This window comes from Streptomyces sp. NPDC001594, from assembly GCF_042893675.1.
GTDB lineage: Bacteria > Actinomycetota > Actinomycetes > Streptomycetales > Streptomycetaceae > Streptomyces.
The window spans coordinates 294386-315707 of record NZ_JBIAVB010000001.1 but is presented as its reverse complement, the minus strand read 5'-3'; the positions used below and the strand labels follow the sequence as shown (position 1 = coordinate 315707).

18 protein-coding genes and 1 pseudogene are annotated in these 21322 nt (G+C 72.4%); 11 read left to right on the top strand and 8 right to left on the bottom strand.

Going from position 1 to position 21322, the window contains the following annotated elements:
- Positions 1–80 precede the first annotated feature (80 nt).
- Complete coding sequence (locus tag ACFY0O_RS01640; RefSeq protein ID WP_388941374.1) at positions 81–2927, bottom strand: peroxidase family protein; 2847 nt, start codon at positions 2925–2927, stop codon at positions 81–83.
- Between the two features lie 293 nt (positions 2928–3220).
- On the opposite strand from ACFY0O_RS01640, the gene ACFY0O_RS01635 reads away from it, so the two are divergent.
- The 4 genes from ACFY0O_RS01635 (at position 3221) to ACFY0O_RS01620 (ending at position 11237) form a co-directional block, all read left to right on the top strand.
- A complete protein-coding gene (locus ACFY0O_RS01635) occupies positions 3221–4927 on the top strand; it encodes a thiamine pyrophosphate-binding protein (RefSeq protein ID WP_388941371.1) in 1707 nt (568 codons plus the stop codon).
- 59 nt (positions 4928–4986) lie between these two features.
- On the top strand, positions 4987–6375 hold the full coding sequence (locus tag ACFY0O_RS01630) for a hypothetical protein (protein WP_388941369.1): 1389 nt from the start codon (positions 4987–4989) through the stop codon (positions 6373–6375).
- A 95-nt stretch (positions 6376–6470) separates the two neighbouring features.
- Positions 6471–9554, top strand: coding sequence for a patatin-like phospholipase family protein (locus tag ACFY0O_RS01625; RefSeq protein WP_388941366.1), 3084 nt, complete (start codon positions 6471–6473; stop codon positions 9552–9554).
- Positions 9555–9701: 147 nt separating this feature from the next.
- Positions 9702–11237 carry an FAD-dependent oxidoreductase gene (locus ACFY0O_RS01620; RefSeq protein ID WP_388941363.1) on the top strand — a complete coding sequence of 512 codons (1536 nt, stop codon included), beginning with the start codon at positions 9702–9704 and terminating at the stop codon, positions 11235–11237.
- Between the two features lie 39 nt (positions 11238–11276).
- Here the strand turns inward: ACFY0O_RS01620 and ACFY0O_RS01615 are convergent, their stop codons facing one another.
- Together ACFY0O_RS01615 and ACFY0O_RS01610 are read right to left on the bottom strand one after the other, a co-directional pair.
- Positions 11277–12617, bottom strand: coding sequence for a cytochrome P450 (locus tag ACFY0O_RS01615; RefSeq protein WP_388941360.1), 1341 nt, complete (start codon positions 12615–12617; stop codon positions 11277–11279).
- 2 nt (positions 12618–12619) lie between these two features.
- Entirely contained in the window at positions 12620–12829 is a 210-nt protein-coding gene (locus ACFY0O_RS01610) for a hypothetical protein (RefSeq protein WP_388941358.1), read from the bottom strand.
- Between the two features lie 414 nt (positions 12830–13243).
- Between ACFY0O_RS01610 and ACFY0O_RS01605 the strand changes: the two genes are divergently transcribed.
- Positions 13244–13864, top strand: a complete 621-nt coding sequence (locus tag ACFY0O_RS01605; RefSeq protein WP_388941356.1) for a nucleoside/nucleotide kinase family protein — start codon at positions 13244–13246, stop codon at positions 13862–13864.
- Between the two features lie 348 nt (positions 13865–14212).
- On the top strand, positions 14213–14839 hold the full coding sequence (locus tag ACFY0O_RS01600; RefSeq protein WP_388941354.1) for a hypothetical protein: 627 nt from the start codon (positions 14213–14215) through the stop codon (positions 14837–14839).
- Positions 14840–14929: 90 nt separating this feature from the next.
- Here ACFY0O_RS01600 and ACFY0O_RS01595 read toward each other — a convergent pair whose 3' ends face one another.
- From ACFY0O_RS01595 to ACFY0O_RS01580, 4 genes and pseudogenes are all read right to left on the bottom strand, one after another.
- On the bottom strand, positions 14930–15724 hold the full coding sequence (locus tag ACFY0O_RS01595; RefSeq protein WP_388941351.1) for a maleylpyruvate isomerase N-terminal domain-containing protein: 795 nt from the start codon (positions 15722–15724) through the stop codon (positions 14930–14932).
- Between the two features lie 171 nt (positions 15725–15895).
- Complete coding sequence (locus ACFY0O_RS01590) at positions 15896–16366, bottom strand: hypothetical protein (RefSeq protein ID WP_388941348.1); 471 nt, start codon at positions 16364–16366, stop codon at positions 15896–15898.
- Positions 16367–16395: 29 nt separating this feature from the next.
- Entirely contained in the window at positions 16396–16689 is a 294-nt protein-coding gene (locus ACFY0O_RS01585) for a hypothetical protein (RefSeq protein WP_388941346.1), read from the bottom strand.
- Between the two features lie 65 nt (positions 16690–16754).
- A pseudogene (locus ACFY0O_RS01580) lies at positions 16755–17009 on the bottom strand (oleate hydratase); the annotation flags it as partial.
- Between the two features lie 263 nt (positions 17010–17272).
- Between ACFY0O_RS01580 and ACFY0O_RS01575 the strand changes: the two are divergent.
- From ACFY0O_RS01575 to ACFY0O_RS01560, 4 genes are read left to right on the top strand one after another with little or no spacing between them, the layout of a single operon-like run.
- On the top strand, positions 17273–17800 hold the full coding sequence (locus ACFY0O_RS01575) for a hypothetical protein (RefSeq protein ID WP_388941344.1): 528 nt from the start codon (positions 17273–17275) through the stop codon (positions 17798–17800).
- A gap of 2 nt (positions 17801–17802) precedes the next feature.
- A complete protein-coding gene (locus ACFY0O_RS01570; RefSeq protein ID WP_388941343.1) occupies positions 17803–19017 on the top strand; it encodes a sensor histidine kinase in 1215 nt (404 codons plus the stop codon).
- The gene (locus ACFY0O_RS01565) at positions 19014–19688 is read left to right on the top strand and encodes a response regulator (protein WP_388941340.1); all 675 of its coding nucleotides are present in this window, start codon (positions 19014–19016) and stop codon (positions 19686–19688) included. Before ACFY0O_RS01570 ends, ACFY0O_RS01565 begins: the two co-directional genes overlap by 4 nt.
- Before the next feature lie 30 nt (positions 19689–19718).
- Positions 19719–20066: a VOC family protein gene (locus tag ACFY0O_RS01560; RefSeq protein ID WP_388941337.1), complete on the top strand. Its 348-nt coding sequence runs from the start codon at positions 19719–19721 to the stop codon at positions 20064–20066.
- A 351-nt stretch (positions 20067–20417) separates the two neighbouring features.
- On the opposite strand, the gene ACFY0O_RS01555 is transcribed toward ACFY0O_RS01560, so the two are convergent.
- On the bottom strand, positions 20418–20933 hold the full coding sequence (locus ACFY0O_RS01555) for a DUF1203 domain-containing protein (RefSeq protein ID WP_388941334.1): 516 nt from the start codon (positions 20931–20933) through the stop codon (positions 20418–20420).
- Between the two features lie 114 nt (positions 20934–21047).
- On the opposite strand from ACFY0O_RS01555, the gene ACFY0O_RS01550 reads away from it, so the two are divergent.
- Entirely contained in the window at positions 21048–21203 is a 156-nt protein-coding gene (locus tag ACFY0O_RS01550) for a hypothetical protein (protein WP_388941331.1), read from the top strand.
- The last annotated feature ends 119 nt before the right edge of the window (positions 21204–21322 follow it).

Sequence of the window (21322 nt, the reverse complement as noted above, 5' to 3'; positions counted from 1 at the left end):
CCTTGCGTGGACGATTCCCCCAATCCGGTAGAGGAGAAGGTAGTCATCGGCGGCATCATAGGCAGGCCCAGGATGATCTGTCAGCCCGGTTTCGCGGGGACCGCGCGCCAGGGCGCGAAAGCGCTGGCCGTGCGCGGCAGGGATCCCGCCAGTTCGGGGCAGTGCCGCAGTACCACGCTGGTCATGCCGTTGCGTTCGATCCAGTCCATGCCCAGGGGCGTGTACACCTCGGGTCTGAAGTCGACGGTGAGGAAGCGGTCGCTCTGCAGGCGTCGTGTCGCCATCAGGATGAAGATGCGGAAGGCCGTGTCGCTGAAGCCGAAGCCGTGCGGCGGGTTCTCGGCGAAGAGACCCACCATGGTGTCGACGTGGTCGACGTCGCGGTAGACCTCCTTGAGGCGGGCGACCGTCTCAGGGTCGCGGGACAGGTCTTCGAACCGCCGCAGACGCGGCTTGTGCAGGCCGACCCGGAAGTCGTTGTACCGGGGGACCCCGCGGCGCCGGGTCCGTACCAGGTCGACCACGGACAGGTCGATGAGCTCCCCGTCCCGCTCGAACGCCTGGAGGGACCGGGGGTAGTTGTGCAGGGTGATCGCGCCGGGATGGGCCGTGCCCAGCGAGTACAGCGAGTTGGCCAGACCGGTCCTGCGCATCAGCGGCTCCGTGGCGGAGCCCTGGACGTCGGTGAACCCGAGGGTATCCAGACGCCGGCCGAGCCGGTGGTCCACGATCTCGAAGTCGTCGGGGAGCAGCGGGTGCATGCGGTAGACGGTGACGAAGTCCTCGGTGAGCGAGTACGGGGCGGTGTGGTGGTCCGGCAGGGTCTTGGGGATGCCGGTCAGCGCATGCGATTCGAAGAGCCACAGGCCCAGCTGGTCGAGCCATTTCTGCGGCGGGCCCTGCCAGTTGGTCTTGAGCCCGATGTCGATCACCTCGGTGGCGAGGATCGCCGGGGTCCACTCCACGGTGTGGATCTTCGCGATGAGGGCCGAGACGACCAGGCGCGCCGTCTGGTAGACGCGCTCCTCGTCCAGGCGCGGGTATTCCCGCCGCAACGCCTCGCACACGACGTTGTGTTCGCGGGCGAAGAGGGTCTGCATCGCGCTGAGGCCGAACCACCAGCTCTCCGCGAACCCGGTGAGCGGAAGGCCGTTCGGCCCGACCGGAAGGTGACCGTCGTCCAGCCGCAGGGTGGCGCCGCCGTCCGCCTCCCGCAGCGACCTGCCCGTCTTCTCGTCACCGCCGTAGATCTCCGAGCCGTCCCACCAGTGGGACGCCGCGTTGGCGAACAGGACGGGCGGCCCGTCGCCGTCGGCCGGGTGCAGCCCTTCGTTCTCGGCGAAGCGCATCACCTTCTCCGCCGGCCCGCCCGGTGTGTTGTGCCACGTGTCACCGGGCGGCAGCGGTACCTCGACGGCCTTCGTACCGGTGGGGTAGCGCTTGTGGTTGACCCAGTCGTGCACCTGGAACTGGATCCAGGCGGCGGCCAGGATGTTGAGGGACCGCGCCGGGAGGAAGGCGTCGCGGTGCAGCAGCTGCCTGCTGACCGTCACCGGGTTGGGCACGTCGAACAGGTCCGGCCGGTAGACCGGGGGGAGGTTGCGGCCGAAGGCGGACCCGATGGCCCCCATGCTCGGCGCGGACAGGTCGTTGTAGGTGCCGTCGTAGCTCCGCGCGACCCGCATGCTCTCGTCGATGGCCGCGGGCACGGGCCGGGTCCTGGGCGGGGCCTCGTGGAGGTCGGTGTCGATCAGGTTGGACCGCCGCAGCCGCTGCCGCAGGGCCACGAGGTTCAGCAGCCCGAGGGGTACGGGGAGCCGGTGCCAGGGCACGAACCGGTTGAGGACGTCGAAGGCGCCGCGCAGCGGAACGCCCAGGACGGCGTTGCGGCGGGGCTGGACGTTGGCGAACCGCCGGCCCAGGCGGTGGGCGCTGCTGGCCTCGTAGGCGGCCTTGCGGGCGCGGTTGAGGTTGCCGAGGGGCCGGAACTCCTCCGTCGTGTTCCACGGGTTGAAGGCGAGCTGCTCGACGCGAGCGGCCGCGGTCCGGGCCTCGGCGGAGTCGATGTCCTGGCGCGGGACGGTGAGGGTGGCCACCCGGACGGGAGGGGTGTCGTGCTCCTTCCACTCGGCCGTGCCGTCCTCGACGGCGGTGCGGCGGTCGTCGACGTAGCGCTGCACGTACAGCTCGAAGACGACGTCCCCGCCCTTGAGCCGCTGTGCGAGTTCCCGGTGCAGGTGGTCGGGGTCGCCGGGGGAGGGCGCCGGGGCCGGCGCGGCGTCCCCGGCCGGGCGCAGCTGGTACCGGACCGGTCCGGCGTCGCCCCACAGGATGGCGCCGCGGCTCCAGTACGTCTCCAGCGCCAGGCTGCGGACGGTGCGGCGGGTACCGGCCCGCACGTTGTGGCGCATGCGCGCGGCGGTGGACCATCCCACCGCGAGCGGCAGCCTGACGAACAGCGCGAAGGCCTTGCGCGGCGTGGAGTCGGCGCCCGCCATCGCCTTCGCGAACGCGACGAACTCGCGCGCGTCGCGTGCGTGCGAGACCGGATGGCTCGTCATCAGGAGGTCGTGCGCCTCCTCCGGCCCCGCCGTGACGCGCACGGCCGCCCCGCGCAGATCGGGAGCCTGGTCGGGCTGCCGCGCACCGTTCGCGTTCGAGAGCCGTACGGTGGCGGGATACTCGGCGCCTGGACGTGCGAAGCCGGTCCGCAGCTCCGGCGGCAGGTCGTCGACGAACCTCAGGCGCGCGTTCTCCACGCCGAGGACCCCCTTGGCGTGGAACGTCCGCGCGATGTCGGCGGCGCCGCTGCGTTTCCTGGCCTTGAGCTGGACCTTCATGAGGTCCCGGGCCAGCCGCTCGAAGAGGAGCCGTTCCGCATCCGGGTGTCCGCCCACGTACTGCTCGTACCGGCCGATCTCGTCCATGTGTGCCTCTTCGCCAAGGCGTCCCCGGCCGGCCGGACGTGAAGTGGGGCCGAGCCGGGGCGACGCTGCGCGGCTGCCCGCGACCGAGCCGGCGGGCACCTCCGTTCCACACGGCAACCCTGACGCAGCGACGCGGGCGCGGCACGCGGAACGGCGCGGACGGGTGGCGGCGGGCCCGCGCCGAGGCCGCGCGGCCCGGGCCCGTCACCCGCTCGGGCCCCACCGCGTGCGGGAGCGGGATGCGTCGACCGATGGCAAGCTGGATTGCGGGGCGAGGGAACCGAGGAAGGGCGATGAGAGTCTACGAAGCCCTGGTCAAGGGACTCGAAGGAATCGGGGTGCGGGCCGCTTTCGGGGGCGCCGGAGAGAACGCCGCCGGCCTGATGCTGGCGCTGAAGCACTCCCGGCGGATCCGGCCGGTCATCACGCGGCACGAGCAGGCCGCCTCCTTCATGGCCTGCGGGTACGCGATGTACACCCGTGAACTCGGCTTCTGCTTCGCGACGGCCGGACCGGGCGCCTTCAACCTGTTCTCCGGCCTCGCCGTGGCCCTGTCCGACTCCTACCCGGTCCTGGCCGTGTCCGGCTACGCGTCGAGAGCCTGGGAGGGATGGGGCTCGCTCAACGAGACCTCGGGCCTGAACCGGACGCCCGACTCGCGCGCCATGTTCGCGGCCACGACGAAGAAGTCCTTCCTGCTCACCGATGCCGCGGACACGTGCGACGTGCTCGAGGAAGCGGTCAACACCGCGTTCGAGGGCAGACCCGGACCGGTCCACATCCACGTCCCCGAGGACCTCACCCACCGTGGCGTCGAGGTCCGGAACTTCCGCGACATCCGGCTGGACGTGCCGCCGGTCGTCCCCGATCCGGCGCGCGTGGAGGAGATCGCGTCGATGCTGGCCGAGGCCCTCGCGCAGCGGAAGCGGATCGTGGCGCTCGTCGGCTTCGGCGCGGTCCGCAGCGGGGCGGGAGCCGAGATCCGGCGGCTGATCGAACGGTTCCGGATCCCGCTGCTCACCACGCTCGACGGCAAGGGCATCGTGTCGGAGAGGCACCCGCTGGCCGTGGGCGTCTTCGCCGACAGCGGCCATTCCAGTGCATGGAAGGCCTTCCGCGAGGCCGACGTGGTGCTGTGCGTCGGCAACTCCCTGAACCAGCACGCCACGTTCAACTACCGCGAGGACCTCTTCGCGGGCAAGGTACTGGTCCACGTGAACATCTCCGAGGCCGAGTTCCACAAGGCCTACACGCCGGACCACCCGCTGCGCTCCGACGCGCGCCTGGCCGTCACGGCCCTCCACGAGGCGTTGGAGAGGAAGGTCGGCGAGGTGCCCGCGGCCGAGGTGGCGGGCCGCGACACCGAGGCCCGGCCCCTCGTCCACCTGGACGGGAAGATCCATCCGGGGGAGCTGGCCCGGGCGATCGGACGGCTGCTGCCCCCGAAGGCCGTCCTCCTCGCCGACGCGGGAGCCCACCTCGCCTGGCTCGGCTACTACGTCGAACTGGAGGAGGGCCAGAACTTCCGCAAGGCCGGCTCCTTCGGCCCGATGGCGGGCCATGTCAACGGCGCCATCGGAGTGAAGCTCGCCCACCCGGAACGGACCGTCGTCGTCGGATGCGGCGACGGATGCTACGCGCTGTCCGGCTTCGAGCTGATGACGGCCGTCGAACACGAGATCCCGGTCATCTGGGTCGTCTTCGACGACGAGGAATTCAAGCTGATCAAACTCTTCCAGCTCGCCACCTACGGGGAGGCGGCGCTCGTCGAGTTCCGCAACCCCGACTTCGCCGCGTACGCGCGGGCATGCGGCGCCGACGGCCACCGCGTCGAGACGATCGAGGCGTTCGAGACGGCCTTCCGCGCGGCCCTGGACTCCGGCCGGCCCACCCTGATCGACGCCAGGATCACGCGCTGGGCCGTTCCCCACTACAGCCCGTCCCCCGACGGCGTCATCGCCGCACTGGTGGAGACGGCCGAAGCCCGCCCGCGCGACTGACGCCCGCCACGGGCACCGGCCTGGCGTGACGCGGCGGGGCATGGCGAAGGGACCGAGGTATGAACGACCCGCTGGACACCCGCGGCCGTGCCGGATTCGAGGCCCTGATGAACCGGCCCCTGCTCCCGTCGATCTGGCACCGCCGCACCCACCGCGTCAGCCGGGGCAGCTCGGTCGAGGCCGGTTCGATGAGCTGGACCTCCAGCGCACCGAGAACCCCGCTCACGGAGCTCGAAGAAGCCGTCCTGATCGCCCTGACCGGGTGCTCCGGCCTCACCATGCCGGACCGCCCCTTCGCCGACCCGCGCACCGGCACGCCCATCATGGCCAAACCCAACCTCAACATGCGGGGCAGGACAGCCGGCAGCCCCGACAACGCCCAGGGCACGCACTTCTTCCTGATCAACGACACGGGCACCTACTTCCTGCGCACCCTCCCCCCGCCCGCCGACGGTCCGGCAGCGGCGTTCGACGCCGCGACCCTGTGCGCCCGCGCGGCCGAGGCGAAGGTGCGGCTGCTCGACCACCGCCTCGACGTGCCCGAGGGGAAACGGGACTTCCCCGCCTACCTCGACTCCAACCGCTTCCTGTCGAACCTGCCCGGCACCACGGTCCTCCTCCCCGTGGTGGACCTGTCACGGCAGTACATCAACGGCCTGATGTACCTGCTGACCCAGCCCGAGGGAGCACGGCCGACGATCGTCGACGACCGCAACCTCTACCGGCCGGCCGGCGTGCGCAAATGGGTGAAGTCGGGCTTCCTCAACAAGGACGTCACCCTGCCGCTGGGCGCCATCTGGGCCATGCGCACCCAGATCGAGGCCGACCTGCTCCTGCAGAACCTCATGCTCACCGCCGACGCCATGGGCCTCGGAGCCTGGATCCACGCCTCGCTCGCGCCGCCCATCGCCCTGGGCGACCCGAAGTTCCGCGCCGCCTACGGCCCCATGCTCGGCTTCGACTGGACCGTCCCGCGCTGGAGGCCGGCGGACATCCTGCGCTGGCACGTGCCGCTGCCCCGCTACGCGAACCTGCGCGCGGCCCCGGTCGCCCTGCGCCACGACGGCGAGTACCTCATCAAGGCGATGTGCCCGCCCAACTACGCCAGCATGGCGGAAGCGGTCGACGCCGTCGTGGCGGGCAAGTTCGGGCCGAAGGGCATCTACGCCGACGAGGCGCTGTTCGCCCGGATCTACCGGGGGGACTTCGGCAGCCGGTACCTGCACCAGGCCGGCGACTACTCCGCCGACGTCATCGCCTGCACGCGGGACATCTGCACCTACATCCACGAGACCCACGGCCGGTTCCCCGCACACTGCGACACGATCCACGTGCCGGGCGTCTGGCTCCAGGCCCACCACGTCGAGAACGGCTACTACGAGCGGTTCTTCCGCGACGGACTGACCGAGACCCACCGCACACACGATCACGACTGGCACGGCCCGTAGCCCGGCATGCGCGGGGTGGGGCCGAGCGGGTCCTGTTCCCCCGCCGGACCCACCGCTTTCGTCACCAAGCGCACCCAGCCCACTACTGTGCGTACATGCCGAATGCGCAGGAGCAACTGAAACTGCGAGAAGTGCCGGGCTGGGCGGTGGGGCTGTGCCTGTTCGGGCTCGCCGTCGGTCTCACGATGGTCCTCTGGTACGGCACGGCCGTGCCCTTCGGAGCCAGGCCCCCGGGGGACGGCGAGCTGCTGCTCCAGTTCGCGGGCACCCCCGCGCGGGCCCGCGCCATCGTCAAGGCGGGGGGCGGCGCCGGGCGCTTCCAGGACGGGCTCGTCCTGGACTGGTGCTGGTTCATCCCCGGCTACGCCGCAGCCCTCGCCGGGGCCTTCGGACTCGGGCGCCTGCTCCTCTACCGCAAGGCCACGCGGCTGTGGTCCCTGCGGGCCCTCTTCCTCACCCCCGTGGTGGTGGCGGCGGACTGCGTGGAGAACGTCTTCCTCTGGAAGGCCATGGACCGCATCAAGGCCGATCCGGCCGGCCCCCGGCCGCCCCTGACCGGCGTCCTGGACGGCGGCCCGGAGCTTGATCTGGAGCGGAGCCTGCAATGGGCCGGGCACTTCGCCCAGTTGAAATGGGCGCTGGTCATTCCGCTGGTGGCCGCGGCCCTGCTGACCGTCGCCACCCTCTGCTCCCGCCGCCTGCTGACCCCCTCCCTGGTGCGGAGCCCGGCCGAGGACCGCCCCCGTCCCCTCGTGGGGTACGTCGACCAGCCCGTCCCGGGCCGGACCGACCTGCCGGACGTGATCCTCCCGCCCGCCGCGCCCCACGACTGGGAACCCCTGGCCGAGTGGACCGCTCCCGACCCCGCCAGGCCCCGGCTGGCCGCGGACCCGGGGGACACCGCGTCGGCCCGCTGGCGCACCCGCGGCTACCAGCTGCCCTCCCGCAAACCCGGCGAGGTCGGCTTCTGCGTCTCCGGCGGCGGCATCCGGTCCGCTTCGGTCGCCCTCGGCGCCCTCCAGGCGCTGCGCCCCGAACTGCTGAAGGCGGACTACCTGGTGGCGGTGTCCGGCGGCGGGTACACGGCCGGCGCCCTCCAACTGGCCCTGACCGACGCCCGGTTCGTGGACGCGAAGGGCAGGCCCACGGTGGCGCGGCCCGGCCTCGCCCGGCCCGCGGACGCGTTCGCGCCGGGCAGCCCGGAGGAGGACCACATCCGCCGGCACGCGAAGTACCTGGCGGACGCCCCCAAGGAGAGGCTGCACGCCCTCGGGGCGGTGCTGCGGGGGATGGCGGTCTCCTTCGGCATGCTGGCCCTGCTCTTCACCGTGGTGGGCCAGTGCCTGAACGCCTTCTACTCGCGGCTGCCCCTCACCGACCTCCACCGCTTCGTCCCGCGGCCGAAGGTGTTCGTACCGACCTGCCGGAACCCGGCGCTCCCGGTGTGCCCCGGGCCGCCGGAGACCTTCCTGCCCCCGTTCCAGCTGTACCCGGACGCCTGGCAGCCCGTCCTCATCCTGTTCGGCCTGGCGGGCCTGGTGTCGGTGGCCTTCGCCTTCGGCGGAGCCTGGACGAAGGCCTCCCGCCCCTCCTGGCTGCGCAGCATCGTGAAGGCGATCGTGGCGCTGGCCGTCGCGGTCGCCGTGCTCTCCATCGTCCTCCCGGCGGTGATCTGGTTCTTCGCCTGGCTGGCCCACGAACAGGGAGTGGTCTACAACGACGGCAGGGGACTGTCCCTGCTCGCCGCACTCACCGGCGCGGTGACCGCGGTCGGCACCTGGTTCACCGTCGTGCACAAGACGGTCAAGCAGCTGACGCCCGCCGGCACACAGGCCGGCCCGTTCCGCAAGGGCCCCTCCCTCGTCGTCCAGGTCGGCGGCGGCTGGGTCAAAGCCGCGGTGTGCTGGCTGGTGCTGTTCCTCGTCGCCTTCTTCTACCTCGCCCTCATGACCTGGACGGCCGTCTACTCGGGCATGTGGAACATCTGGTGGAAGGCCGGGATCCCCATCGCCCTGATCGTGCTGTCGCTCGTCATCGACCAGACCACCTTCAGCCTGCACCCCTTCTACCGCCAGCGGCTGGCCGGCGCCTTCGCCGTCCGCCGCGCGGTACTGAAGGGCGGCTCGGTGGGCGCCCTGCCGTACGACTACAACCGGGAACCAACCCCGCTGCACCCCTACGCGGAGCGGGTGGCCGGCTTCCCCCAGGTCATCTTCGCCGCGTCGGCCGCCGTCTCGCTGCGCAACCGGACCGCGCCCGGGCGCCCGGCCGTGCCCTTCACCTTCGCCTCCGACTACTGCGGCGGCCCCGACACCGGCTGGGTCCGCACCGACACCCTGCAGAAGACCGCCCCGGAGATCATCGGGCGCGACCTGACCGTCCAGTCGGCCGTCGCCGTGTCCGGAGCGGCCTTCGCCTCGGCGATGGGCACCCAGACGACGTTCATGGAACGGCTGCTCGCGCTGTCCAACGTACGGCTGGGCACCTGGGTTCCGAACCCCCTCTACATCGCGGAACTGGCGAAGTACGGGCCCGACCGGATCATGCCGCGGCTGCCCCGGGTGCGGCGGCTGCGCTACCAGCTCCAGGAACTGGTGGGCTGGTTCTCGGACACCACGCCCCTGCTGCTGTGCACCGACGGCGGGCACTTCGACAACCTCGGCCTGGTCGAGATGCTGCGGCTGCGCTGCCGGACCGTCTACGTCATCGACGCCTCCGGGGACAGCCCGCCCCTGCCCACCACCCTCGCACAGGCGGTGACGCTCGCCTACGAGGACCTCGGCGTGAAGATCACGTTCGACCGGGAGGAGGGCCGGAACCTGCTGGACCTGGTACCCGGCAGCGGCGCACCGCTCTCGCCCGAGACGCCGATGGCCGCCCTGAACGCCCGCTTCTCCGCCACCGGCGTGGTGCGCGGCACGATCGAGTACCCGGAGGAGGTCGAGTTCTCCCCGGGCACCCCGAAGACCACGAAGGGGACGATCGTCTTCGTGAAGGCCACCCTGACCCCCGACATGCCGGAGGACCTGCTGAGCTACGCCCTGCGCGAGCCGGCCTTCCCCCGCCAGGCCACCTTCGACCAGTGGTTCGACCACGCCCAGTTCGACGCCTACCGCGCCCTCGGCCACCACCTCGGCACCAAGGCCGCCGAACTCCACCCCGACACCCCGCCCGCGTAGCACCCGCCCGCCGCGAAGGGGTGGCGGGGCAGGTCGTCCGTCGGTGGGCTGCCGGTGCTGTCGGTGTGATGTCGGTGTGGGCTGACACCTTGGGAGAGGTCCGGGGCGGACAGCCGTCCGGCCCTGAGTCCGAGGAGGGGATCTCTCGTGCATGACGTGGTGATCGTGGGAGCCGGCCCGGTGGGTCTGGCCCTGGCCTGCGAGCTCGGCCTCGCCGGCTGTTCCGTACTGGTACTCGAACGGGAGCCGGGGCTCGGCTCGCCGTTACGGGCGGCCCCGCTCGGGAGGCGTGGGCTGTCCGCCGCGTCGGCGGAGGCGTTCTACCGGCGCGGGCTGCTCGAACCGCTGCTGAGGGCGTCGGGTGACCAGGAGGTGTTCGGCGCGGCCCCCGAGGCGGCTGAACCGGGACGCCCCCGGTTCGTCGGCCACTTCGCCGGCATGATGCTCGACGGGGACCGGGTCGACGCCGCCGCCCTCCCCTTCCGGCTCCCCGGACCGTCGCCCGAAGCCGTGATGACGGACCTCGAAGCGGTCGAGACGCTGCTGTCCGAGCAGGCGTCCAAGCTCGGCGTGGACATCAGGCGCGGCGTCACGGTCTCGGCCGTCGCACAGCACGGCCAGAGCGTGGCCGCACGCGCCGGCGAGGAGGTCCACGAGGCCCGCTGGCTGGTCGGCTGCGACGGCGGGCGCAGTACGGTACGCAGGCTCGCGGGCTTCGATTTCGTGGGTACCGAGCCGCAGTTCACCGGCTACACGATGCGGGCCGCGCTCGCCGATCCCGAGCGGCTGCGCACCGGGTTCCACCCGACACGCTCGGGAATGTACCTCCGGCTGCCCGGCGACCGGCACATCGCCATGATGGACTTCGACGGCGGCAGGTTCGACCGTTCGCAGCCGCTGACCCGCGACCACCTCCAGACGGTTCTGCGCCGCGTGTCCGGCATCGACGTGACCATAGACGAGGTCCACCTCGCCTCGAGCTTCACCGACCGGGCCATGCAGACGACGGCCTACCGGCGGGGACGCGTCCTGCTCGCGGGCGACGCCGCCCACATCCACTCCCCCCTCGGCGGCCAGGGGCTGAACACCGGCCTCGGCGACGCCGTGAACCTGGGCTGGAAGCTCGCGGCGACCGTGCACGGGTACGCCCCGGACGGCCACCTCGACACGTACACCGGCGAACGCCATCCGATCGGTGCGGCGGTGCTCGACTGGTCGCGCGCCCAGGTCGCGACCCTGAGGCCGGAACCGTACGCCCGGGCGATCCAGGCGGTGGTCCGCGACCTCCTCGGGACCCGGGACGGGGCGACCTACGTGTACCAGAAGCTGTCGGGGGCGTGGATCCGGTACGACCTCGGCAGTGAGCATCCGCTCGTCGGCCGCAGCGCCCCCGACTTCCGTTTCGAGGACGGCACGCGCCTCGGCGACCTGATGGCGGACGGGCGGGGTGTCGTGCTCGATTTCAGCACCCGCCGGCGCCTGCACGCGTCCGCGGCCGGCTGGGAGGGCCGGATACGGTACGCGGCCGGGACGGCGGCGGACGACCTCGGTTGCGGCGCGGTACTGGTGCGGCCGGACGGCGTGGTCGCCTGGGCGGGCGACCCCCACCCTGACCGCGCGGAGTTCGAGGAGGCCGCCGGCCGCTGGTTCGGCGCCCCGGCCCCCGCACCCGTTCCCTCCTGAGACGCCGGTGACGGCCGCGGCCCCCGAGGCCGCGGCCGTCTAATCCGCTGTCCCGGTGGGGCGGGGGCGGGGGCGGGGGCCGGGCGGGTGGTCGGTGATGTCGAGGGTGAGTTGGTGGGGCTGGAGGATGGTGCGGGTACGGAAGACGGGTGTGGTGCCCGGGGTACGGGTGACCTGGTAGCTGCTGATGAGGGTGGCCGTGGTGATGGTCATCGCGGCGATGGCGAAGTGGGTACCCAGGCAGGTGCGCGGTCCGCCGCCGAAGGGCATGAACGCGTACTTGGGCAGGGGATCGGCGGGGGAGCGCTCCCTCCAGCGCTCGGGTCGGAACGCGGTCGGCTGGTGGTAGTGGCGGGGGTCGCGCTGGAGGACGAAGGGGCTGACGGCGACGCGCTGCCCGGGGCGCAGCGGGTAGCCGGCGAGTTCGGTCGGTTCCTCGACGGTCCTTTCGATCAGCCACAGGGGCGGGTACAGCCGGAGCGTCTCCTTCACGACGGACTCCGTGACGGTCAGGCGCGGGACGTCGGCGGCGGTCGGGAGGCGGCCCGCGAGCTCGCGTTCGGCCTCGTCCCGTACCTGACGGCGGATGCGGGGGTGCCGGTCGAGGAGGAGGAACAGCCAGGCGAGTGCCGCGGCGGTCGTCTCGTGGGCGGCGAACAGGTTGGCGACGATGATGCCGGTGGCCCCTTGAGGGGTGATGGCGCCCTCGTCACGGGCGGTGTTCAGCAGGTCCGCGACCGTGTGCGGGGAGTCGTCGCGGTGGACCGCGCGCCGGTGGTCGACCAGCCGGGACACCTCGGCCGCCAGGTCACGGCTGACGCGGTGCAGGCGCCGCCCGCGCAGGACGCGCCAGCGGGCGGGCAGAGGCAGTACGGGGGGCAGGAGCGCGTCCTGCAACCGGGCCAGGAGGGCGGGCACCCGGCCGGTGTCGGGCCCCAGGCAGAACTCGGCGATGAGGTGCGCGCTGAGGTCCTCCAGCGCGGGGACCGCCTCGACCGTGCCGCGTGCCCGCCAGCCCTGTGCGTGCCGGGCGGCCGTGGCCGCGAGGCGGTCCTCGGCGGCGCGCATGCCGGTGCGGTTCAGGCCCCGTCCCGCCACGCTGCGGGCCCGCATCCACCGGGCCAGGTCCTCGGAGGCCCGGCCCCCGTCGGTCTCCTCGCCCAGCAGGTCGCGGCTGATGGCGTACGTGGTGTTGGTGTGCTTGAAGACCTCCTCGGCGAGGGCCGGCGAGTTCGCGAGGTACAGGCCGTCGTCGACGCGGACGAGATCGCCGTACTGCCGCTGGCGGAGCAGGAAGCCGAGCTGGTCGCGTTCGAAGGCGCGTCGGTTGCCGTACCGCCCGGCCCCGGTGGGGCCGGACGGCACACGGAGCAGCGTCACGACTACCCCTGTACGTAGTGGTAGTAATACGCGCTGCCACGATCCGCCCCGAGCGGGGCGAGGGGACTGGAGCGCTGGATCTTCGCCCCGGAGGGATCATTGGCCAGGGTGGCCGCGTTCGAGGCGGCGAAGGCCGAACCCCCGCCGAGGAGCGCGGCGACGGCGGAGATCGCGACGAGGAGCGACTTGCGCAGGGGGATCAGGGCAGCCATGGGTGTTCCTTTCAGAGGCGCCGGGCGGTGTCTCCGCCTGGTCTGTGCCTCCATTCCGCCCTGAGGAGCCGCCCCGGGCACGTCACGAGGACACGGGACATGCCCCCGCCCTCCGCGTCTGGCACAATCACCGCCCCTGGGGGTGGCGGCTACCTGCCGACCACGTTCATCAGGATGATCGCCGTGAGGTTCGCGAGGATGACGCCGACGGTGCCGATGATCATGGCCCAGGCTCGGGCCGATTCGTCCAGGTGCACGTGTCCTCCCGGTCGGACGGGCCTGCCGGGTGCCCGTACGCAGGCCTTTCCCGGCTCCCAGCCATGGTCACCCGGCCGGCCGCGGACCACACCTCGACGCGGGTTCGCCCGCGCACCCCACGCCGGCCGGCTCGTGCCCCTCGGGCAGGATGGACGGATGCGCACGACGGAACTGGCATCGAGAGCGGAGGCGTTGGCCGCCTCGGGGGAGCGGCGCGTCCTCGGCATCGCGGGACCCCCGGGGGCCGGCAAGTCGACCCTGGCCGCGGCGATCGCGCGGGCGCTGGGGCCGGAGCGGGCCGTGGTCGTCCCGATGGACGGCTTCCACCTCGCGCAGGCCGTACTGGAACGCACCGGCCGCGCCGACCGCAAGGGCGCCCCGGACACCTTCGACGCCGCCGGCTACGTGGCCCTGCTGCAGCGGCTGCGCGCACCGCGGCCGGGCTCCACGGTCTACGCGCCGGCCTTCGACCGCGCGCTGGAGGAGCCGATCGCGGGCAGCGTCCCCGTCGCCCCGGACGTGCCGCTGGTGATCACCGAGGGGAACTACCTGCTGCACGACGCGGGGGAGTGGGCCCTGGTACGCCCGCTGCTGGACGAGGTCTGGTACCTCGCCCCGGACGACGGCCTGCGCCTGGACCGGCTGATCGCCCGGCACGTCAGGCACGGCAAGGACCCGGACCGCGCGCGTGCCTGGGTGGCCCGGTCGGACGAGGCCAACGCCCGCCTCGTCGCCCTCGGCCGCCACCGCGCCGACCTGGTCGTCGACACCGGCTGAACGCATCGGGACGACCCCGGCGCCCAGGATGCCACCCCCTGGGCGAGGCCTGATCCGGCCCTCGGCACTGGCCGGATTCGCAGGCTGGCGCGAACCGCCGTGCCTCAGGAGGATTCTCTGCGGCCGACACGGGCGGGTCCGAAGAGCGGGGGACGGATGAGAACACGCGGGAGAGCTTCACGGGACAGGCGCGTCCGGGCGTGTGCGCCCGCCGCGGTCGCGATCACGCTGCTGTGCACCGGGGCCGCGCCGGCTCCCACGGCGGTGGCGCAGACCGCCGCCGCCTGCTCGACCGACACCGGGGCCACCGGCCTGGCGAGCTCGCCGGTGTCAGACACGTTGGTGTCCGTGCGGCGCGCGGATGGCCGGATCGCGCAGCTCCAGCTCTTCTACGACGCCACCGCGACCCGAGGTCTGCCCTTCGTCTGGCGCCGCGAGCAGAACGGACCCGGCGGCGCGTACGGCGGGTGGCAGCGGGTGAGCGCGGCGACCGTGGGCCCCAAGAGCTACGCCATGACGGCGATCGAGAACTCGGCGGGCAAGCTGGAACTGCTGTTCTCCACCTACGGAGTCTTCTGCCACACGGTCGAGGACGCCGGCGGCGCGGGCGGCTGGAGCGCTGTGGAAGGTTTCGGCCTCGCACCGACGCCGTACCACGGCGGAGTCGTGCTGTTCAAGGAGCGGGACGGCAGTATCGACGCCTTCGCCTCCGGCGCCTACGGCGCCGGCTCGATGGAACTGCGCCACCAGCAGAACGCGGCCGCCGGCTGGGGCCCGACCCGGTCCATGGGCCAGGTCCCGGACGCCGGCGTGGGCCTGAGCCAACCGAGCACCGTGGAACAACTGCCAGACGGCAGGCTGCACGTGGCGGCACGCGAGTGGAACAGGGACCGCACGTGGGAGAGCTGGCAATCGGCGCCGGGCGGTAGTTGGGGGCCCTGGCAGCTGACGTCCCCCTCCGGGACGGCGGCCTAGCCGAGTTCACCGGCCCTGCGCCGCGCGGCCGGATCCACCCTCCCCGCCGGGCTGATCCGACCTGCTCCGAGGCCGAGGCGGGGCGGTCGGCTACTCCTCCGGCTCCCAGGCGCGGAGCAGGTCGAAGAGCCCGCCGTCCCCGTCGATCCGTACGGAGTCCGCCGTGACGCGGTCGTAGAGGAAAAGAACCAGTTCACTGGCCGTTGCCCGGACGGAGACACCCGCCGGCTCCGGCTCCGGCCCGTCGTCGGTGGCGGGCAGGCGACGGAACCGCGCGCCGTCGCTGTCGACCGTCAGCCGCCAGGAGCGGCCTTCGGTGGCGTGGAAGTGGAAGGCGGTGGGCCTGTGCGGCCAGGCGCACGGCGTCGCGACACAGGTGGACAGGAACTCGTCGACGCCGTCGAGTGCAACCTCCCGCGGCAACGGCTGCGGGGCGGCCAGAGAGCCGGCCTGGGCGTCGTAAGTGTGCACCGCCGTCTCCTGCACCCGGTGCCGGGCCACACTGCCGGAGGTCTGCGGCGACTGCGACGCCCGCCACCACGTCCAGCACCCACGCTCCGAACCCGCCTCCCGCAGCGCGTTCAGCAGCGCCCGCGTCGACTCGTCCAGCCAGTCCGACAGCGCCTCCCGCTCCCGCGGCGCGGTCAGGGCCGCGCGCATGGCGACGGCCTCGGCCGGAGGCTCTCCGGCAGGCCCCGCACCGACGACGGCGGCCCAGAACCGGTCGCCCCCGCCCAGGTGCTGGGCGAGGTCGAACAGCGTCCACTCAGGACAGCCGGGTACCCGCGCGTCGAGGTCGGGCGCGGCGGTGACAGCGGCGCGGAAGGCGGCCGACCGTTCGTCGATCAGCCGCAGCAGGCCGGAGAATTCGAGATCATGTTCCACCCGGACTGTCTATCACCCAACTCCGCTGCCCCACCAAGCATTTCCGCGTCACTCCGGCACCGGCCCACCGCAAAGGGCAGGGACCCCTGCGGAGTTCACCCCCGAGCCCGTACTCCCGGTGCGGCTGCCGCACACCCGCACCGCACACCAGCGGCGGCTGTGGTTCTTCGATCAGCGTGTATGAAAACCCAGACGGCACGGGACATCGCCCATCCTGCAGAGCGCCGTGACCTGCTCCTGCAAGCGGCTCAGGGCGTCCCTGAGGGAAAGTTGACCGATCCGCTCGAAATAGAGGGTGTGGACGCCGGCGCCGAACTCTCCGAAGGGTCGCTCAAGGACGACATCCACCATGGCTTGAACGACGCATCCGGCCGAGGTGATGGTCACACCTGCCGAGAATCGCAGCTCACTGACATCCGCATCGCCCTCCGCGAAAAAGCTGATGCGGTGGTGGAGCCGCAGTTCAGGTCCCGCGGCATGATCTTCGATCAAGACGGCAGGCACCAGCCCGGACTCATCCCCGAAATCGTGCACGAGGTAGAGCTGCGTGGTGAAGCCGTCCAGCTGCCGGTGCAGCCGGTGCGTCGTGGTCAGCAGGAGAGCCGTGCTTTCGGCATCGTCCGCGCCGGTGACGTTCAACATCGTTCGATCATCGAAGTGGACCTGCCGTCTCAGTCCCCGAGGAACCACAGGTGGAGGTGCTGTCCGTCAAGAACCTTCTGGCCCAGGTCCAGAAGCTCACGCGCGAACTCCTCGGTGACCACGCCCGGAGGCAGGCGCGGTACTTCCTTCAGCAGGGTGGCCACCTGACGGCTGTTGAAGACGGTGTCTGCATCCGGCGACAGGTGGCCCAGCATCGGAAACGCTGACTGATCGAGATCGGCCAGTTCGGACCCCCAGACCACACCATGCTCGGCCCGAGCCTTGATCGTGCCGGCCTCACTGCGGACCTGGAGATTGATCACGCTTCTACCCTAGGAGATGATCGCCCTGCCCGGCGACGGGTTCGGTGGTCAGCGGCGGTGCAAGTCGACTCGGCCGGGTCGTCCAGCGACGGAATGGAAGACAGCAGGTCGTAGGTGCAGTCGAAGTGGATCTCGAACATACGGCCGCCGCGCATCGTGTACCCGGTCTCGGGGGATCCCGCCGCGTCCAGGCTCCCGCCCTCGCGGTCCTGTTCCTCCAGGATCACGATGTCCTTGCCCGAGAACCCGCCCTCGCGGATCAGGAACGCCGCCGCCGCGAGCGACGCGATCCCGCTGCCCACCAGATACGCCTTCGCCACTGCCCGTCCCTCCGTCCGAAGCCCGCCGCCGCCCTGCCCGGGGCCGCGGGAACGCGGCCGCCTCGGGCGGAGGAGCCCTCCATGGGTTCCCCGGCTCGCCCCGGCGCGACACCGCAGCGGCCTCCAGGTCCCCGGAACGGCCCAGCACGGGCGCCGCCCGCCGGGCGGGCCGTCGGCCGCGGACTCCCCCCACCCGGATCTCCACCCCCTTCTCCACCTCCGGGTCCAGGTGCGGAAGGCGACTCCGCAGCAGTCTGGAGGGCATGACAGCAACCGAGTGGATCACCGACATCGCCCTCGTCCTGATCGTCTTCCGGCAGCTGCGGGAGGGCCGTCTCGACCACAAGACCTTCCTGCTCCCGCTGGCGATCGTGGCCTTCGTGGGGTACTCGTACCTGGACTCCGTCCCCACCGACGGCAACGACCTCGTCCTGATCGGCGCCCTGACGGCCGTGGGCGCCGCGCTCGGTATCGCCGGCGGCATCTACACCCGGATCCGCAGCCTCGACGGAGACCTCCTGATCAAGGCGGGCGCCGTGTCGGCGGTCCTCTGGATCGTCGGCATGGGGGCCCGGATGGGCTTCCAGACCTGGGTGCAGCACGGCGGCGGCGCCGACGACGTGGCCCGGTTCAGCCTCGCCCACCACATCACCAGTCAGCAGGCCTGGGTCGCGGCCTTCGTCCTGATGGCCCTCACCGAGGTCGTCACCCGGGTGGCCACCATCTACATACGCAGCCGACGGGCCGCGGAGACGGCCGGGACCCGCCCCGTGCTCGGCACCGCGGTCTGACCGTGCCGTATCTTCGGCCTGTGCCCGCAGACCAGAGCGCCCCGCACCACGGCGACGACGACACCGGCCGCGGTGCGGGCACGCGCCCCGTCCCGGGGCACGACGTGCGCGTGCAGTGGGCGGTCTCCCTCGCGGTCGTCCTCGTGGGACTCCTGACGATCCGGCCCATGGGGCCGAGCGGCCGGGGCCTGGCCGTGGCCGCCCTGTTCGTGCTCAACTCCGCCGCGCTGCTGGTCCGTCGGCTGCCCGAACACAAGGTCCCGCCGCGCGTCGCCGTCGTCTGGCTCACGCTCGGGGTCGTCGCGGCGGCCGCCCTGATCGGCCTCAGCAGCAGCGGAACGGGCTACCTCTTCGCGTTCTTCGTCGCCGGCCACATCGGATACCGGCTGGAGACCAGGCAGGCCCTCGTCCTGGCGGGGTTCTGCAGCCTGCTCTGCGGAGCCGTGCTGTACCTGCACCTGGGACCGGGGCACGAGATGCTGCCCTGGGTGTTCGGCCTCACCACCGGCGCCCCGGTCCTGATGGGCATCCTCAACCGCAGCCAGCGGCAGGCCGTACGGGCGGCGATCGACGCGGCGGAGTCGGCCGAACGCGCCGCCCGCGCCGAGGCGCGCACCGCCGTGCTGACCGAACGGGGCCGGATCGCCCGGGACGTGCACGACGTCCTGGCGCACTCCCTCGCCGGGATCAACATGCAGCTGGAGCTGGCGGACGCGCTGATCGACACGGGGGACCTGGAGAAGGTCCGGGAGGCGCACGCCAAGGCCCACAGCCTCGTCAAGGAGAGCCTGAAGCAGGCGCAGTGGACCGTGCACGCCCTGCGTGAGGACGCGTTGCCGCTTCAGCAGACCCTGGCCTCGATGCTGGCCTCCTCGGGCCACGGGGACGTCCTCACCGTCATCGGGACCGTGCGCGAGGTGCCCGCCCAGGCGGTCCGGAACCTGCTGAGGATCGCCCAGGAGGCCCTGACCAACGCCGCCCGGCACGCGCCCGGGGGAGCCGTCTCCATGGAGCTGGAGTTCGCCCCGGCGGCGACCGCGCTGAGGATCCGCAACCGCCCCGCCACCCGCCCGGCGGTCCCGGACGCCGGCAGCGGGATGGGACTGATCGGCATGCGCGAACGCGTCGCCCTGCTGGGGGGCACGCTGACCGCGGGCCCCGTCACCGAAGGCCCGCACCAGGGCGACTGGCAAGTGGAGGCAGTGATCCCGCAATGACCTCATCGACCGGACACGCAGCACAGGAGCAGCAGGTGAAGGTGGTCGTCGCCGACGACCAGGCCGCCGTCCGCGAGCCGCTCGCCGCGGTCCTCGCCCTGGCCGACGGCATCGAGGTCGTCGCAGCCGCGGCGAACGGCACCGAGGTGCTTGCGGCCGTCGCCGCCGGCCCGGTGGACGTGGTCCTGATGGACCTGAGGATGCCCGTCATGGACGGGATCGAGACGACCCGCCGGCTGGCCGGGGAGCACCCGGAGGTCGCGGTGGTGGTCCTGACCACCTTCGCCGACGACGACTCGATCCTCGGCGCGCTGGGCGCGGGAGCCCGCGGGTACCTGACCAAGAACGCCGGACGCCAGGACATCACCCGCGCGATCCGGGCCGCGGCCGCCGGGCAGTCCGTACTCGACCGCGAGGTCCAAGGCCGCCTCCTCGCCACTGCCAGGACCCACGCGCCCTCGCCCGAGCGTCTCCTGCCCGAGGACCTCACCCCGCGCGAACGCGAGGTCCTGGCCCTGATCGGCGAGGGCCTGCCCAACCGGGGCATCGCCGAGCGGCTGTTCATCAGCGAGGCCACGGTCAAGACGCACATCAACAACCTGTTCGCCAAGGCCGGGATCCGCGACCGCGCGGACGCCGTCCGCCGCGCCATCGCGGCGGGCCTGGCCTGACCTGACCTGTCACCCCCTCGGGAGTCGCCGATGTCCGTCCGCCGCGTCGTACCCAATGTCCGCTCGGAGGCCGTCAGGGAGAGCCGGGAGTTCTACGGCCTGCTCGGCTTCGAGGAGGTCATGAACCACGGCTGGATCGTGACGCTCGCCTCACCGTCCAGCCCGACGGCACAGATCAGCTTCATGGCCGAGGACAGGACGGCACCCGTCACTCCCGACCTGAGCGTCGAGGTGGACGACGTGGACGCGGCCTACGCGGCCGTCCGCGAGAGCGGCGCGGAGATCGTCCACCCCTTGCAGGACGAGGAATGGGGGGTACGCCGCTTCCTCGTCCGCGACCCCAACGGCCGGGTGATCAACGTCCTCTCCCACCCCTGACGCCCCCCGGCGGCCGCCCCCGCACGGCCATGGCCGGCGGACGTGCCAGACCGGCCGGACACCCCGTCCTCCGGCCTTGCCGGACAGGTCGTGCTGCCCGCGGCCCTGGCCCTCCCGGGCCGCCGGCTCTTCTGGCCGTTCGTCCCCAAGACCGGCGACCCGGTCACGTCAGACCGGCGGGGACGTGGCAGCGCATCGGCCGGGCCGTCGCCGCCCGGCCCGCCGGGGTCGTCGTCGCCGGCACCGCCGTCCTGCTCCTTGCTCGCCTCCGGCGTGGTTCTCCTGACGGGCCGCCACTTCCGGTGGCCCGGCCACCCCGAGCGCCCCGCCGCCGCCGGGACCGGGCTCCGCTCAAGGGCGGCGCACCTCGTAGAGGAAGCAGCCGTACTCCACCGCCCGTACGTGCACGAGCGCGACCTCCGGGGAGGCGAAGGCCGCGCGCAGGGCCTGGTCCACGGCCTCCTGCACCCGCGCGGGATCGTCGGGCAACCGTACGATCCCTCCGCCTGCGATATGGCCCTCGGCGGTGTAGCGGCGCAGCGCGCGCAGCGCGCCCGTCTCGGCGAACGGATGGAGGGCGGCGGCGGGATCCGGCCCCTCGCAGGGGCCGGTGTGCAGGAAGACCGGGCCCGTCTCGTCATAGGCTCCCGGTTCGGCGCCCACCTCCGCCGCCCACCTGCGCAGCGGAGCGTACGACACCAGCGAGATCCGCTCGTCGGCACGGCTGCGGCGCAGACAGCAGCGCAGAGGCGCACCGGCCGGGTCGAGGGCGTAGGGGCGAGGGACGACGCCTGCGTCGTCGTGGTCGCGGAGCTCCCGCAGAACGTGCGGAGCGATGGCCGCCGGCCGGAAGGTCAGTGTGGTCATGCCCTCAGGTTGCGCGGCGAAGTACGTGCGCGCTGGCCGATATCCGACCTCACGTTCGGTCGCGCCCGGCCCGGGACGAGCGGAGGCCCCTGCCTGTGGGGGAGTGCGGGGTGAGTGGGGCACCCTCAGCGGGCGGCAGCAGTCGGCGGTGGTCTGCCGTCCCCGGACAGCGGTGAGAACGACGCGGCAGCCTTCTACCGGCAGGCTCTCGCCTCGGGCGGCCTCGCGAACATCGCCCGCACCGCCGACCGCCTACGCGGTCACGCCTAGGCCGTCTCTTCCGGATCTTGCCTGGCCCGCGCCGCCAAGATCCGAAAGAGGCGACCCAGCCACCTACCCGGGGTGCCGTGTCGGCGGCGCCGGTCGCTGTGGGCGCTTTGGCCGGGCCT